Source organism: Streptomyces sp. NPDC005374, assembly GCF_042872225.1.
In the GTDB taxonomy this organism is placed as follows: Bacteria; Actinomycetota; Actinomycetes; order Streptomycetales; family Streptomycetaceae; genus Streptomyces.
On record NZ_JBIAKA010000018.1, the window covers coordinates 87,462 to 102,420 of the forward strand.

The 14,959-nt window shown below is 70.1% G+C and carries 9 protein-coding genes; 7 read left to right on the forward strand and 2 right to left on the reverse strand.

Annotated features, from left to right (window positions below; translation table 11 throughout):
- Nucleotides 1-699 precede the first annotated feature (699 nt).
- The 5 genes from ACFYRX_RS36475 (at nt 700) to ACFYRX_RS36495 (ending at nt 8,654) form a co-directional block, all read left to right on the forward strand.
- Nucleotides 700-2,250 carry an alkaline phosphatase D family protein gene (locus ACFYRX_RS36475; RefSeq protein WP_389109506.1) on the forward strand — a complete coding sequence of 517 codons (1,551 nt, stop codon included), beginning with the start codon at nt 700-702 and terminating at the stop codon, nt 2,248-2,250.
- Between the two features lie 89 nt (nt 2,251-2,339).
- Nucleotides 2,340-3,533 (forward strand): hypothetical protein, encoded by a 1,194-nt coding sequence (locus tag ACFYRX_RS36480; protein ID WP_389109508.1) that lies wholly within the window; start codon nt 2,340-2,342, stop codon nt 3,531-3,533.
- Between the two features lie 144 nt (nt 3,534-3,677).
- Nucleotides 3,678-5,177, forward strand: a complete 1,500-nt coding sequence (locus tag ACFYRX_RS36485; protein WP_389109511.1) for an SDR family NAD(P)-dependent oxidoreductase — start codon at nt 3,678-3,680, stop codon at nt 5,175-5,177.
- A 130-nt stretch (nt 5,178-5,307) separates the two neighbouring features.
- A complete protein-coding gene (locus ACFYRX_RS36490) occupies nt 5,308-7,353 on the forward strand; it encodes a hypothetical protein (RefSeq protein ID WP_389109514.1) in 2,046 nt (681 codons plus the stop codon).
- A 107-nt stretch (nt 7,354-7,460) separates the two neighbouring features.
- Nucleotides 7,461-8,654: a glycosyltransferase family 2 protein gene (locus ACFYRX_RS36495; RefSeq protein WP_389109517.1), complete on the forward strand. Its 1,194-nt coding sequence runs from the start codon at nt 7,461-7,463 to the stop codon at nt 8,652-8,654.
- On the opposite strand, the gene ACFYRX_RS36500 is transcribed toward ACFYRX_RS36495, so the two are convergent.
- Both ACFYRX_RS36500 and ACFYRX_RS36505 read right to left on the reverse strand, forming a co-directional pair.
- Nucleotides 8,638-10,656, reverse strand: coding sequence for a hypothetical protein (locus tag ACFYRX_RS36500; RefSeq protein ID WP_389109849.1), 2,019 nt, complete (start codon nt 10,654-10,656; stop codon nt 8,638-8,640). The two genes, ACFYRX_RS36495 and ACFYRX_RS36500, sit on opposite strands and share 17 nt — an antisense overlap.
- A 135-nt stretch (nt 10,657-10,791) precedes the next feature.
- On the reverse strand, nt 10,792-12,789 hold the full coding sequence (locus ACFYRX_RS36505) for a hypothetical protein (RefSeq protein ID WP_389109520.1): 1,998 nt from the start codon (nt 12,787-12,789) through the stop codon (nt 10,792-10,794).
- A gap of 311 nt (nt 12,790-13,100) precedes the next feature.
- On the opposite strand from ACFYRX_RS36505, the gene proB reads away from it, so the two are divergent.
- Complete coding sequence (proB, locus tag ACFYRX_RS36510) at nt 13,101-14,207, forward strand: glutamate 5-kinase (protein ID WP_389109852.1); 1,107 nt, start codon at nt 13,101-13,103, stop codon at nt 14,205-14,207.
- Nucleotides 14,208-14,415: 208 nt separating this feature from the next.
- The gene (locus ACFYRX_RS36515) at nt 14,416-14,892 is read left to right on the forward strand and encodes a hypothetical protein (RefSeq protein WP_389109854.1); all 477 of its coding nucleotides are present in this window, start codon (nt 14,416-14,418) and stop codon (nt 14,890-14,892) included.
- The last annotated feature ends 67 nt before the right edge of the window (nt 14,893-14,959 follow it).

Consider the following 14,959-nt stretch of genomic DNA (forward strand, 5'->3'; position numbering starts at 1 on the left):
GGCGGGGCCGCTGAGCACGACGGCTCGGGTCTCCCGCAGGTCGCCACGCGGCCCATGACCGGCCGGGCGCCGAGGACACCTCGCGACGGCGGACATCGGCGGCGGGTGCACGGCGACCGATCCGCTGACCGTTGCCGACCAGCGTGACCTGGCCGCGGCCCGCGGCCCCTCACCCGCAGCGGCTCCGCGATCGGGCCGTCGGCTACGGGCACGACTCGTGCTGGAAGCATGCCGGTGGGCACCTGGGCGGGCTCACACGCTGACCCCGGTCCACGACATCGCCGCGGGCCGGACCGGGCCGAACCGCGGACCGCCCGGACCGAGGGCGTCGCGTCCGGCAGGGCCCTCCATGTGGGTGATGTGAACGGCGACGGACCCCGGTGGCCCGCCGATTCCGGCCACCGTCGTGGTGCCCGACGGCACGCCGACCTTCGGCCACTCAGGTCCTCGGCATCACGGCCGTGAAAGCCCCTCTGGGCTTGGGGTTCGTCAACCGGAAACCAAAAGATCGTCAGTCGGCGGTGTCCTGAAGGCCGTTGCGCCGGGATCACGTTCATCATGTGGTTCCCGAGTCGCAACGGCTCTTCTGTTGTCTACCTATTTGTCATGCACGCGAACACCCTGGTTCAACGCACGGATCACCCCGAAGCGTGAGCTTCCAGGGGGTCCAACAGGTAAGCGACGCAAGGGAGTTCGCCCATGTACGGAGCAGCATCACCCGGCCGACGCCGCTTTCTGACCGCCGGCGCCGCCGTGCTCGGCGCCGCCGCCTCCGCCCAGCTGTGGCTGCCGGGCACCGCGCGGGCAGCGGACACCCCGCTGCCCGACGGTGTGTTCAGCCTTGGCGTGTCCTCCGGCGACCCGCTGCCGGACGGCATCGTGCTGTGGACGAGGCTCGCCCCCGACCCGCTCAACGGCGGCGGCATGCCCGACCGGGCCGTACCGGTCGACTGGCAGCTGGCCGAGGACGAGCGCTTCAGCAAGATCGTCAGCCGGGGCACCGTCCAGGCCCTGCCCGCATACGGACACAGCGTTCACGTAGACGTACGGGGGCTGCGCGCGGGCCGCAGGTACTGGTACCGCTTCCGTGCCGACGGCCAGATCTCCCGTACCGGCCGCACCCGCACCGCCCCCGCCGCGTACACCTCCCAGGGCACCCTGCGCGTCGCCCTCGCCTCCTGCCAGAACTGGCAGAACGGCTACTTCACGCCGTACGCCGACATGCTGGACCAGGACCCCGACGTCGTGCTGTTCGTCGGCGACTACATCTACGAGTCGGCGCCGTCGTCGGCGGGCCCGCGTCGCCACGAGGGCACGGGGGAGCCGTACAGCCTCGTCCAGTACCGCAACCGGTACGCCCAGTACCGCACCGACCCGGACCTCGCCGAGATCCACGCGAACGCGCCCTGGGTGGTCACCTTCGACGACCACGAGGTCGACAACGACTGGGCCGGCGAGATCCCCCAGGACCCCGACAAGCAGCCGCACGACGCGTTCGTGGCCCGGATCACCGCGGCCTTCCAGGCGTACTACGAGCACATGCCGGTCCGCGCCACCGCCGTACCCAACGGCCCGCACATCCAGATGTACCGGCGCCTGGACTTCGGCCGGCTGGTCCAGCTGAACGTGCTCGACACCCGGCAGTTCCGCAGCGACCAGGTGACCAACCAGGCGGCCGCCCAGGACCCCGCGCTCACCATGCTCGGTGCCGAGCAGAAGCAGTGGCTGCTGGACGGGCTGCGGGACTCCCCGGCCCGCTGGAACCTCATCGCCTCGCAGATCATGATGGCCGAGACCGACATCCTGCCCGGCGACGGCAAGCTCTGGTACTACGACGCCTGGGACGGCTACCAGGTCGAACGCAACGCCCTCCTGCAGGACTTCAGGAGCGTGCGCAACCCGGTCGTGCTCTCCGGCGACCGCCACCTCACGATGATCAGCGACCTCAAGGAGGACTACGCCGACCCGTCCTCCCGGGTGGTGGGCGCCGAGTTCGTCGGGACGTCCATCTCCAGCAACGGCGACCAGGACCAGGCCGCCTTCCACGCCCAGTGGGACCCGCTGAAGGCCGACAACCCGCACTGGAAGTTCATCGACGCCCACCGTGGCTACCACCTCTTCGACATCAACCGGTACGGCATCGACGCGCGGGTCAGAGCCGTGGACACGGTGGTCGCCCCCCAGTCCGCGGCGAGCACGATCGCGCGGTTGCGGGTGGACGAGGGCACGCCCGGAGTCCGTCTGGTGTGAGTGCGTCGCCTGAGAGGGGCGTGGTCCTCATCACGGTCCCAGCCTCCTCTCAGGCAACACTCAGGCACTTCTCTTACCGTCCTCTGACTATGGAGACGGACTGTACGAGAGACGACCTTCCGGTGAACGGCGTGACCGCTCCGCTGCCCGCAGGCACGCGCTTGCTGCACATCGGCCCCCACAAGACCGGCACGACCGCCATCCAGAGCGCGCTCTTCGCAGCCAGGGACCTGCTGCCCGAGCACGGTGTCGTGTTCCCGGCGCACAGCAGACACCCCATGGAGGCCGCTCTGGCCGCGTGCGCGAGGCCCGCGATGATGGGCGACACCACGCCCACCGACAAGCACTGGACGCGGCTGCTGGAACAGGTCGAGGCCACCGGGAAGCGCACCTCCGTCATCAGCAGCGAGTTCTTCGCCGACGCCGAGGACGACGCCACGATCGCCCGGATCGTCGAGCAGCTCGGCGGGGATCGCGTACACATCCTGGTCACGCTGCGGCCGCTGGTGCGGATCATGCCCTCGCAGTGGCAGCAGTACGTGCAGAACGGCCTGCGCATGGGCTACGAGGACTGGCTCACCCACATGCTGAGGAAGGCGCCGTACGAGCAGCCCAACCCCAGCTTCTGGCGCCGTCACCGGCACGACCGGCTCGTCGAGCGCTGGGTCCGGGCGGTAGGTCCCGGGCGGGTCACCGTCGTCGTGGTCGACGACTGCGACCGGGGCGGACTGCTGCGCACTTTCGAACGGCTCCTCGGGCTGCCCGAAAATCTCATTCAGCCCGTCCCGGACACCGCGAATCGTTCTCTTACCCTTGCCGAGACCGAAATGCTGCGGAATCTTAACAAGGAATTCCGCGGCAATGGACTGCCCGACGAGTTGTATTCCAAGCTCGTCCGCAACGGCGCGGTCATGCATATGAAGAACGCGTGCAGCCCCTCGCCCGAGGACGTGAAGATCCTCACTCCCGAGTGGGCCGTGGAAGCCGCCGCCGGAATCGGCGCCGAGATGGCGGGGCGGATCCGTGACACGGGGGTGCGGGTCATCGGTGACCCCGGGCTCCTGTCCGCCGTACCGAAGGCGCCCGCGCTCGACGGGATCCCCGCCCCGCGGATCTCGCCCGAGGTGGCGGCCCAGGCGCTGTACGGGGCGCTCGCCGCGGCGGCCGAGGCGCCGGTGCGCCACACCTCGCCCGCCAAGGCGCGCACGGTGCACCAGACGTCGTCGAAGGAACTGATGCGGGTACTCGGTCACCGGTGTCTGAAGAAGCTGCGCCGGCGCTGAACTCATACATCCTCGCCGTTACCGGCAGTGCGAGATGAATGACAGGTAGCGTGCACATATGCAGCGAACGGCGGTCACCTTGCACTGCGGTAACCGCAAGTGGGACCATTTCCCCGTTCCCTGTCGCCCCGAGGTAGGTCTTCTGTGTCCCAGCACATCGCCAAGCCCCGTACCACCGCAGTGATCCTGGCCGGTGGTACCGGTCAGCGCGTGGGTCTCTCGATCCCCAAGCAGCTGCTGAAGATCGCCGGCAAGGCAGTCATCGAGCACACCCTGACCACCTTTGAGAACGCCGACTCGATCGACGACATCATCGTGCTGATGGCGCCGGGCTACGTTCCGGACATAGAGAAGATCGTGGCCAAGGCCGGCTTCCGGAAGGTCAAGAAGATCATCGAGGGTGGCGCCACCCGGAACGAGACCACCGAGCGTGCCATCACGGCCCTCGGCGAGGGCCTCGCCGAGGGCGAGGACCGCAACGTCCTGTTCCACGACGCCGTACGCCCGCTGCTCTCGCGGCGCGTCATCGACGACTGCGTGGTCGCCCTGGAGCGCTTCCAGGCCGTCGACGTCGCCATCCCGTCCGCGGACACCATCATCGTCACGCGCACCCACGGCGGGGACGGCGAGTTCATCACCGAGATCCCGGACCGCTCCCGGCTGCGCCGCGGGCAGACCCCGCAGGCCTTCAAGCTGTCCACCATCAAGCGCGCCTACGAGGTCGCCGCCGGTGACCCCAACTTCCAGGCCACGGACGACTGCTCGGTCGTGCTCAAGTACCTGCCGGACGTGCCGATCCACGTCGTCGCGGGCGACGAGTACAACATGAAGGTCACCCAGCCCGTCGACGTCTTCATCGCCGACAAGCTGTTCCAGCTCGCCTCCACGGCGGCACCGGAGCAGGTCGACGAGGCGGCCTACCGCGAGCTGCTGACCGGCAAGACCGTCGTCGTCTTCGGCGGCTCGTACGGCATCGGCAAGGACATCGCGGAACTCGCCGAGTCCTTCGGCTCGAAGGTGTACGCCCTCGGCCGCTCCACCACCGGCACCCACGTGGAGAACCCGGAGGAGGTCGACGACGCGCTGTCCAAGGCGTACGGCGAGACCGGGCGCATCGACTACGTCGTCAACACCGCCGGTGTGCTGCGTATCGGCAAGCTCGCCGAGACCGACAACGCCACCATCGAGGAGGCGCTGAAGGTCAACTACCTCGCCCCGGTGCAGATCGCCCGCTCCTCGTACAAGTACCTCGCGGAGACCAAGGGCCAGCTGCTGCTGTACACCTCCAGCAGCTACACCCGCGGCCGCGCCGAGTACAGCCTGTACTCCTCGACCAAGGCGGCGATGGTCAACCTGACGCAGGCCCTGTCCGACGAATGGGCGGGTGACGGCATCCGGGTGAACTGCATCAACCCCGAGCGCACCGCCACTCCCATGCGCACCAAGGCCTTCGGGCAGGAGCCCACGGGCAGCCTGCTGTCCTCCGAGGCGGTGGCCCGCACCTCGCTCGACGTGCTGCTCTCCGAGCTGACCGGCCACGTCATCGACGTCCGCCAGCAGGACCCGACGGCCTCCGCCGGCCAGGCCTCCGGATTCGAGCAGGCGCTGGCCAGTGTCCTGGACCGCCAGGACGGCGTGGCATAATCGGGCACAAATAGTCTTCCGCAAATTCAGGCCTCTGTGGCTGCCCGTTCCTGGTGCATTCACAGGGGCCTGAAGCCTTAAGCATCACTAATTCGTAAACAACCGGCATCCCTCCCAGAGCAGGTTTTCAGTGATAAGCACCGCTATTCGCGTCGCCCGGGTGGGCAGCGCGGCCGAGCTTGCTGCGGCGGTCCTCATGATGGCGGGCTTCCCCGCCATAATGGTGGCCGCGCTCGTCCCGAGCGTTCCCGCCTTCGCGGCCGCGACCGCCGTGACCTACCTCGCGGACCACTATCTGCACCGCCAGGGCAGCTATCTGGTCAACCGCCTCAGCAAGGTGCGCGCGGGCCTGTCGATCCGCTTCCTGATCAGACAGCTCCTGCTGATCCTGCTGCTGGCCCGCATGAGCCTCTCGGACGGTCTGATCTTCTACGGGGCGACCGCCTGCTTCATCGCGTTCTACGGCCTCCAGGCCCCGCACGGCGCGCTGGTCACCCTGATCCGCAACCGCCGCCGCCTGCCGGTGGCCACCCGCAACGTCGACCTGGCCTCCCGTGTCCGCATCCCGGACGCTCCGCCGATGGGGCTGCTCAACCGCTCCGCCGAGAAGATGCTCCACCTCGACCTCGCGGCCGTGGTCGGCATACTCGTCGCGGCCCAGCTGGACTCGCCGACGCCTGCCTTCCTCGGCATCGGCGCGACGATCGCGCTCGGCTCCCTGTACGTCCTGGCGCTGATGCCGTACGTGCGCGGCAAGAAGGTCCCGCCGAACGCCGACAAGATCCTCGCCAAGGTCGACGACTGGCTGCGCGACTACAAGCCGGAGACCGTGCTCTACTTCTCCGGCTCCAAGGACTCCGTCTACCAGGTCAACATGTGGCTGGAGACCATGGAGCAGCTGGACTCCAGGCCGCTGATCATCCTGCGTGAGCGCGTCATCCTGCAGAACCTCGCGCCCACCACGGTCCCCGTCATCTGCGTGCCCGGAGGGGTGCACCTGATGAACATGGACCTGTCCACGGTCAGGGTCGCGCTGTACGCGGCGAACGTCGGCAAGAACATCCACCTGCTGCGTGTCCCCACCATGAAGCACGTCTTCATCGGCCACGGCGACAGCGACAAGCTGGCGAGCGTCAACCCGTTCAGCAAGGCCTACGACGAGGTCTGGGTGGCCGGCCGGGCGGGCCGCGACCGCTACGCCATCGCCGACGTCGGCGTCCGCGACGAGGACATCGTCGAGGTCGGCCGCCCGCAACTGGCGCCGATCCAGGTCCGGGCAGGGGTGCCCGAGGGCCACATGCCCACGGTCCTGTACGCGCCCACCTGGGAGGGCTGGGACGGCGACCCGGGCAACACCTCGCTCATGCTGGCCGGCGAGAGCATCGTGCGGAAGCTGCTGAAGGCCGACCCGCCGGTGCGGGTCCTCTACAAGCCGCACCCCTTCACCGGCACGGTCCTCGCCAAGGCCGGCGCCGCGCACCAGAAGATCACCGCGCTGATCGAGAAGGCGGCGGCCGAGCGTGCCGCCGACGCCCGCTTCCAGGCCGACACGGCCATCCGGACCGCGGCCAAGGCCGACCTCGCCCGCATCGAGGCCCGGCTCGCCGTCCTGGCCGGCGGCGGCGGCGAGAAGGGCGACGAGGCGGAGGCCAGCCGTGACGGCGTGGTCGACGTGGCCAAGTACGAGGAGATCGGCCGCCTGCGCGGCGAGTGGAACGACGCGTACTGGCGTTCCTTCCCGGTGTGGGAGCACCGCGTGATCTCCGGCTCCGAGCCGCGTCTGTACGACTGCTTCAACGTCTCCGACGCGATGGTCTCCGACATCTCCAGCGTGGTCTCCGACTTCATCGCGAGCGGCAAGCCGTACGCGGTCACGGACTCCGCCGAACTGGGCGTGGAGGAGTTCAAGCGGCAGAACACCGCCGTGCGGGCCGCCACGATCCTGTCCAACAGCGCGGCCGAACTGGGCGGGCTCCTGGACGCGGTCCGCGCCCCGGAGGCCGACCCGCTGGCCGAGGACCGCGTGGAACTCAAGCAGTACCTGCTCGGGCCGGACGAGCCGACCTCCATCGAGCAGTTCAACACCGCGGTGGCGAACCTGACGATCAAGGCCGAGGCGCGCAACGTCGGCCAGGAGGCACGGGCGGCTGCGGGAGCGGCGGAGACCGTGGTCTGACCATCACTTCGCAAAGAAAAGGCCCGGTTTTCGGCGGTGACTCCCGAAAACCGGGCCCTTTTGCGTATATCCCGGTGTCGGAAGCAACCACCGTGACTGGGGGAATCATGTCCCTTGCGCAGCCTGACGTGACCGTGGTCGTCGGGGCCTACGAAGCGATGCCCTACCTGGTCGACTGCCTGGCCTCCGTCGAGGCACAGACCCTCGGCCACCCACGCATCGAGGTCATCGCCGTCGACGACGGCTCGACGGACGGCACCGGGGAGTACCTGGAGGAGTTCGCGGCGCGGTCACCCCTGGACGTCATGGTGGTCCGGCAGGACAACTCCGGAGGCCCCAGCGGCCCGCGCAACGTCGGCCTGGGCAAGGCCACCGGGCGCTACGTCTTCTTTCTCGACGCCGACGACCGGCTCGGCCCCGAGGCCCTGGAGCGGATGGTCGCGATGGCCGACCGCAACGGTACGGACGTCGTCCTCGGCCGTGTCGAGGGCGTCAACCGCAAACCGCCGACGTCGATGTGGGGCAGCACACTGGAGCGGACCGACGTCTTCTCCTCCAACATCAAGTTCACGCTGAGCGCGCAGAAGCTGTTCCGCCGCGCCTTCCTCGAACGGCACAGCATGCGCTTCGACGAGTCCCTGTGGACCGGGGAGGACGCCCTGTTCACCATGGAGGCCTATCTGCGGGCCGACGGCGTCTCCGTGATCGCCGACCACACCTGCTACTACCTGGTGGGCCGTGAGGACGGCAAGCACGTCACGAAGACCGGCAGCCACACGCTGCGCTTCGACTCCGCCCGGGCCCTGATGAACCTGATCGCCGAGATGGTCCCCGCGGGCGCGAGACGCGACGCGCTGATGGTCCGCCCCTTCCTCGTCACCCTGCTCCCGCAGTTCGGCCCGAAGTTCCTGAAGGACAGCGAGGCGGTCCGCGAGGAGAAGCTGGCGCTGGCCAAGCCTTTGGTCGACGCCTACTGGACGGGCGAGGTGGCCCACCGTCTCCGGGTCCACGAGCGCCTGCGGCTGCAGTTGGTGGCGTCGGGGCGGCCGGATCTCCTGGTGGAGGTCCTGGAGTTCATGAGGGCGAAGAAGACGCCGGAGACGGTGCTGGAGAAGGGGGGACGACGGGTGTATTTCGCGTACCCCTTCTTCCGCGACCGGTCGACGGGCCTGGCCGACTCGCTCTATCTGGCCGAGCCGCGGGAGGCCCGCGAGGTGCCGGGCTACCGGGAGGTGGGGGTCGACCAGTTGCTGCGCCGGGCGGTCCGCAAAGCGCGGAGGGCACTCACCCCGGCAGCGTGAGCGTCCCGGAGACCGACACGGTCTCCTCGTCCCGCCGCTGCCCGGGAAGCCGCCGCTTCCGTGCCACCGCGCACAACGCCCGTACGGCCATGTCGAACCGTTCCTGCGAGGACGGTTCGTCTGGTCCCAGCAACCGCCGCTTCAACTCGGCCCGCGCCCCGACGAGTTCGTCCCGCTCGGGATGGCGCACCGCCTCCAGCAGCGCGGGCACCCCCAGCGCGTCCGGCGTCAGCACGGTCGCCGCCCCCGCGGTGGGGAACGCCGTACGGAACGCCGATTCGGTGAGTCCGCTGGTGTTCGCGACCGCGTACGGCTTCCCGCTCGCCAGGAAGTCGCTGACCACGCTGGACACATCGCTGATCAGGAGGTCCGCCCGGTTGAAGCAGGCGTACAGCGTCGGCCGGGCGCCGGTCACGATCTGGTGCTCCCACTCGGGCAGCGAGGCCCAGTACGCCCGTTCCCAGGCCGCAGTGGCCCCGGTCACCGCGGCCGCCCGGCCGGGTTCCGGCGTCGACTGGAGCAGCATCCGCTCGACCGAGTCCGCGCCGGACCGGAAGGACGCGGCGGTGAGCCGGTCCAACTCGTGTGTCCTTCGCGAGAGTTCACCGTCGTCGGCGGGCCGTTCACCCGACCGCTCCCGGTTCGCCGCCCGCACCAGCTCACGGATCCGCAGGTCGGCCGCGCCCGCGCGCGGTTCCACCGACCCGGTCAGCGGATGCGGCTTGTACAGCAGCCGGACCCCGGGATCCGCCAGCAGGGCCCGCACAATGTTCTCCCCGGCCTCGACGACCGAGGTGTTGCCGGGGTTGCCGTCCCAGCCCTCCCAGGTCGGCGCGTACAGCACGGTCGTGCGGGCGCCCGTCGGCGGCCCCGAACGCGGCCGTACGGCGTCCAGCTGCGGGCGGCCGATCTCCACCACGTCCTTGTCCTCGACGCCCACCTCGGCCGCCGCGTACCGCTCGCGCGCCGCGGGACCGGCCACCCACACCTCGTCGTAGGCCTTCGCGTACGGGTTGCAGGAGGACAGCTTGTCGCTCTCGCCGTGGTTGACGAAGGTGTGCTTGATCGTCGGGATGCGCAGGACCTGCGAGGTCTTGCCGGAGTTCGACGGGTGGATGAGGACCTGGAGCGAGGACTGCTCCAGGCGCAGCAGCGTGGAGACCTTCGGCAGGCAGACGACCGGGACGTCGGTCGCGGCGATCTTCTGCATCATGAACCGCTCGCGCAGCACGATGACCGGCCGCCCCTCCAGCTTCGCGAGCGGCTCCAGCCACATGTTGGCCTGGTAGGCGGAGGACGCGCCGCCCGAGAAGTAGAGGCCCACGGTCGGCCGGTATTCGGCGAGCCATGCGTCGAACCAGTCCAGCACCTCCTGCTCGCCCGCCGGCCGACGGCTCGGCAGCAGCCGTACGAGAAGGTCGTACAGGCCGAGGAGCGCGAGCCCGAGGGACATGGCGATACCGAAGGCCGCGCAGCGGGGCTCACCGGTGGCCGCGGTGACCAGCAGGCCCGTGGTGGCGGGCAGGCCGTGGACCAGCAGGCGGGGGCCGGGGCGGCGCAGCAGGGCGGGCGGCGCCGGGGTCAGGCGGAGCGCGGAGGCGTCGATGTTCCGGGTGAGGACCGGCAGGGTGCGGGTGCGGCGGACCAGGACGGAGGCCGCCTGGATCGCGCAGTGCAGCGCGTAGAAGGCGAGCAGACCGGCCACCAGCAGGGTGTACGCCGTCTCCTCGTCCTCCGGGGTGAGCCGCAGCAGGCCGACGACCAGCAGCAGGTCACGCAGGACGTGCCGGACGGTGATGTCGGCGTGCGTCTTGGCGAACAGGGACACCATGCCCCGCTGCCACCGGTGCAGGACGCCCTCGACGGCCAGGGAGACGACCGTCGCGGCGAGCAGCAGCGGGACATGCGGACGCAGGGCGGCGACGGCCTGGGCGACGACGGCGGCTGCCAGGACGGCGGCGACGAGGGCTCTCGTCGCGTTCTGCCGGCCCGGCAGCCGCAGTGCGGGCCGGAGGCGGGGGAGGGGTTTTCGCACGGGGGTCGCTCCAGGGTCGTCGCGAGACGGGCGCCCTGGTTAACGCTTGCCGACCTCCGGACGACACGCGCGTGTCCGCTGCCCTGCCGGAGCGGGGAGATGCTATGCGACGGGTTCGTGTGCTGCGGCGGGCTCGTGTTCTGGGACGGGCTCGTGGTCTATGACGGGTCCCCGTTCCGTGACCGGCGCGATGAGGTCCTCGGCCCGTTCCGCCACCGCCTTGTCGGCCAGGTGGTTCACCGCAGTGTTGAACCGTTCCATGGACGTGGGCCGGTCGGATCCCAGCACGTACTCCTTGAGGATGCGGCGCTGCGGGGCCATCGGGTCGTGGTGGGGTTCGCGGACCGAGCGCAGGATCTGCGGCAGCCGGGCGCAGGCACGGTCGAGCAGATACGCGCCGCCCGCGGTGGTGTAGGCGGCCCGGAACTCCTCGTCGGGCAGGTCCTGGGCGTTGGTCAGGACGTACGGCTTGAGGCTGGCCACGAAGTCGGCGACCACCGAGGAGACGTCACTGATGAGCAGGTCCGCCTGGTTGAAGCACTCGTACAGGGTGGGCAGCTGGTCGAGGATCACCTGGTGGCGTGCGGTGCCCCGGCTCGCCCAGAAGATCCGGTGCCACTCGGCGCGCAGCTCCTGCCACTCGGCGGCGCCGTCCGGACCGGGGGCCCGGGCGTCCCGCAACTGCTGGGCGTCGTCGCCCTCGTGGCGCCCGGACAGCTCGTCGAGGCGGGCCCGTATCTCCTGCAGCCGGGGCTTCGCGAGCTCCATGTCCCGGTCGTCGTCGGCTCTCAGCAGCTCCCTGATGGCCTGGTCCGCGGCGGCCGCCTCGGGGGAGCGCTTGCCGGTGAGGGGATGCGGCTTGTAGATGATCCGGACGTTCTCCGCGAGGAGCCCCTCGATCAGCGGTACGCCCATCGGGATCAGCGAGGTGTGGCAGTCGTCGTCGCTCCAGCCCTCCCAGGTGGGGGCGTAGAGGACGACGGGCACCGGGCCCGGGACGTGCTCGGTGTGCAGCCGGACCGGCGCCAGCTGCGGGCGGCCCACCTCGACGATGGCCTCGTCACTGATGGCGTGCCGCACCCGCTGGTAACGGTCCCGGCCCGCCTTTCCGGCCACCCAGATCTCGTCGTACACCTTGCTGACACGGTTGCTGCTGGCGAGCTTGTCGCTGTCGCCGTGGCCGATGAAGACGTGCTTGGCCTCGGCGACGCGCAGCATGTGCACGTTCTTGCCGGCGTTGCCGGGGTACAGGACGACCCGGACGCCGGACAGCTCCAGCTCGGCCAGGTCGTCGGCCTTGGGCACGCAGATGACGGGGATCCGGGTGCGGCCCAGGAAGCGGAACGAGGCCCGCTCGCGCAGGACGATCACCGGGCGCCGGTCGAGCTGCTCCAGCGTCTCGATCCACATGTTGACCTGGTACATGAAGTCGCGGGACACCGCCGCGAAGCTGAAGTACAGCGCCACCTCGGGCCGGTATGCGGCCAGTTGGCGGTTGACCTCGCCGATCACCGCGTCCCGGCCGGGCATCCGGCGCACTGCGCGGAACTGGCCCAGCAGCGCGGCGAGGGCGGCCAGGGAGGCGACCGTCGTCAGTGCGTAGCCGACGTAGGCCGAATACCAGGTTCCGGTTGCCAGCGCGGTGAGGAGTCCCGCGTGGGCCGGCAGGTCGAGGTGGAGCAGCTTGCGCAGGAATCGCCGGTATAGATAGGCGGGCGGCCGTTCGGGGACATCGATTCCGCTCATGTCGAGATTGCGCACGATCACCGGGAGGACGCGTCTCCTGCGGATCGCGTGATGCAGCGCCGAATACATCGTGACCAGCAGGAAATGGGCGCTGAGGACGGCGAACCCGGTGACCAGCGCCGCGCCCGGCGCGTCCATCCGGTCGGCCAGGGCGAGGAGCATCACGGTGCGCACGGCGAACCGCAGCGTGCGGCTGAGCTGCAGTGCCGCGACGCGGCGGACGAATCCCGGGGCCTTCGCGTGCAGTGCCTCGTCCGCCAGATAGGTCACGGCCCATGCCGCCGTGAAGCCCCACAGCGACGGCAGCAGCGCGAGAACGGGGAGCGCCGCGAAACCGGCGGCGAAAAGGATCACCAGGAGAAGCCCGGTTTTCCCGGGGACGCGTAGGACGGCACACAACCGGCGGATCTTCATGGCCAGTTCGACACAGGTGAGAGGTGAATGGTTGTACATCCGGAAGTCGGAAGAAATTCACTTTCGATTAATGGGAGGGTGTAATTCCGCTTTTCTCGGAACGGGAACCGGAATGGCCCCGGAACGCGTCCGGTACCGGGTCCGGGGACTGGACGGATGCGCCTGTCCGCGTCCCCTTCGCGTACATTGCGGGCGAGTACCCGAAGTGGCGCGAGGGGACAGGAAACAAGGTGGCAGGGGCAAGGCAGGCCGTGGGCGAGGCCCGCAGGATCGTCGTCAAGGTGGGTTCCTCCTCGCTGACCACCGCCGCCGGCGGCCTCGACGCCGACCGGGTCGACGCGCTCGTCGACGTCCTCGCGAAGTGCCGCAGCGGCGGCGAGCGCGAGGTCGTGCTCGTCTCCTCCGGTGCCATCGCCGCCGGACTCGCCCCGCTCGGCCTGCGCCGCCGCCCCCGTGACCTCGCCCGCCAGCAGGCCGCCGCCAGCGTCGGCCAGGGCCTCCTCGTCGCCCGCTACACCGCCTCCTTCGCCCGCTACGGCGTCCGCGTCGGCCAAGTGCTGCTGACCAGCGACGACATGAGCCGCCGCGCCCACCACCGCAACGCCTCCCGAACCCTCGACAAGCTCCTCGCCATGGGCGCCCTTCCGATCGTCAACGAGAACGACACCGTCGCCACCGACGAGATCCGCTTCGGCGACAACGACCGGCTCGCCGCCCTGGTGGCCCACCTGGTCCACGCCGACCTGCTGGTCCTGCTCTCCGACATCGACGGCGTCTACGACGGCGACCCCAGCAAGCCAGGCACCTCGCGGATAGCGGAGGTGCGGGGACCGGCCGACCTGGCGGGCATCGAGATCGGCAGCACGGGCAAGGCGGGCGTCGGGACCGGCGGCATGGTCACCAAGGTCGAGGCCGCCCGGATCGCGGCCGCCGCCGGCATCCCCGTGGTGCTGACCAGCACGATCCACGCGGCCGACGCGCTGTCCGGCGGCGACACCGGCACCTACTTCCACCCCGCGGGCAAGCGCTCCGCGGACCGGCTGCTGTGGCTCCAGCACGCGTCCACCCCGCAGGGCTCCCTGACCCTGGACGACGGGGCGGTGAAGGCGGTCGTCGATCGCCGCAAGTCGCTGCTGCCGGCCGGGATCGCCTCCGTCGAGGGCGAGTTCGTCGCGGGCGACCCCGTCGAACTGCGGGACGGCACGGGGCACGCGGTGGCCCGCGGCCTCGTCAACTTCGACGCCAAGGAGATCCCGCGGCTGATCGGCCGCTCGACCCGGGAACTGGCCCGGGAGCTGGGGCCGGCCTACGAGCGGGAGGTCGTCCACCGGGACGATCTCGTGATCCTTCACCCCTGACGGCCCCGGCGACCCGGTGGCTTCCGGCGCCCCGGGTGCCCCAGGTGCCCGAAAACGGGGTGAACGCCCTGCCAAGAGCGTCGCCCTGAGGTGGACGTTCCGCAAAACCGCCCCACGAGCTCTTGCGGCCTGCTCAACTTTGTCTCAGGGACACATTCCGCCGACCCGTGGGGTCGATCTGTGCGTAAAGGAGGCCGTCGTGAGACGAGTGCGCCCTGGGGCGGCCGCGTCCCGCGATGGATCCGGTGCTCCGGGCGGTGCCGTCGCACGGGTGCCCGGCGAGGAGCGGACGCTGACGAGTGTCGCCGCCGGGGACCGCTTCCAGGGTGAGGAACCCGAGGACCTGCCCCGTCTGTGGCACGTCACGCTCAGCGTCTCCGGCGAGGAAGCCCCGCTCAAGGAGGTCCGGCGCGCCCTCGAACAGCTCGCCCACGACCACCCGTTCCTGCTGACCAGCCGCTACGCCAACGACCACGCGGAGATCCGGTACTGGGAGGAGGCCCGTGACCTGCACGACGCGGCCGCCGTCGCCCTGCGCCTGTGGGGCGAGCACCGCCAGACCGCGGGCCTGCCGCCGTGGGAGATCGTCGGCCTGGAGGTCATCGACCGCCAGACCTACCACCAGCGGATCGCGGAGGGCTACGGCCCGCCGCCGGCCACGCCCGTCGGAGTCCACCCGTTCTGATCGCGGTCCCCGACGACCCCGTCACGGTGTCCCTTTGGTCCTCCCTTCGATCCTGTCTCGCGCTGTG

Coding starts and splice junctions, on each gene's coding strand:
- ACFYRX_RS36475 (WP_389109506.1), top strand. CDS start 700: ATGTACGGAGCAGCATCACCCGGCCGACGCCGCTTTCTGACCGCCGGC.
- ACFYRX_RS36480 (WP_389109508.1), top strand. CDS start 2,340: ATGGAGACGGACTGTACGAGAGACGACCTTCCGGTGAACGGCGTGACC.
- ACFYRX_RS36495 (WP_389109517.1), top strand. CDS start 7,461: ATGTCCCTTGCGCAGCCTGACGTGACCGTGGTCGTCGGGGCCTACGAA.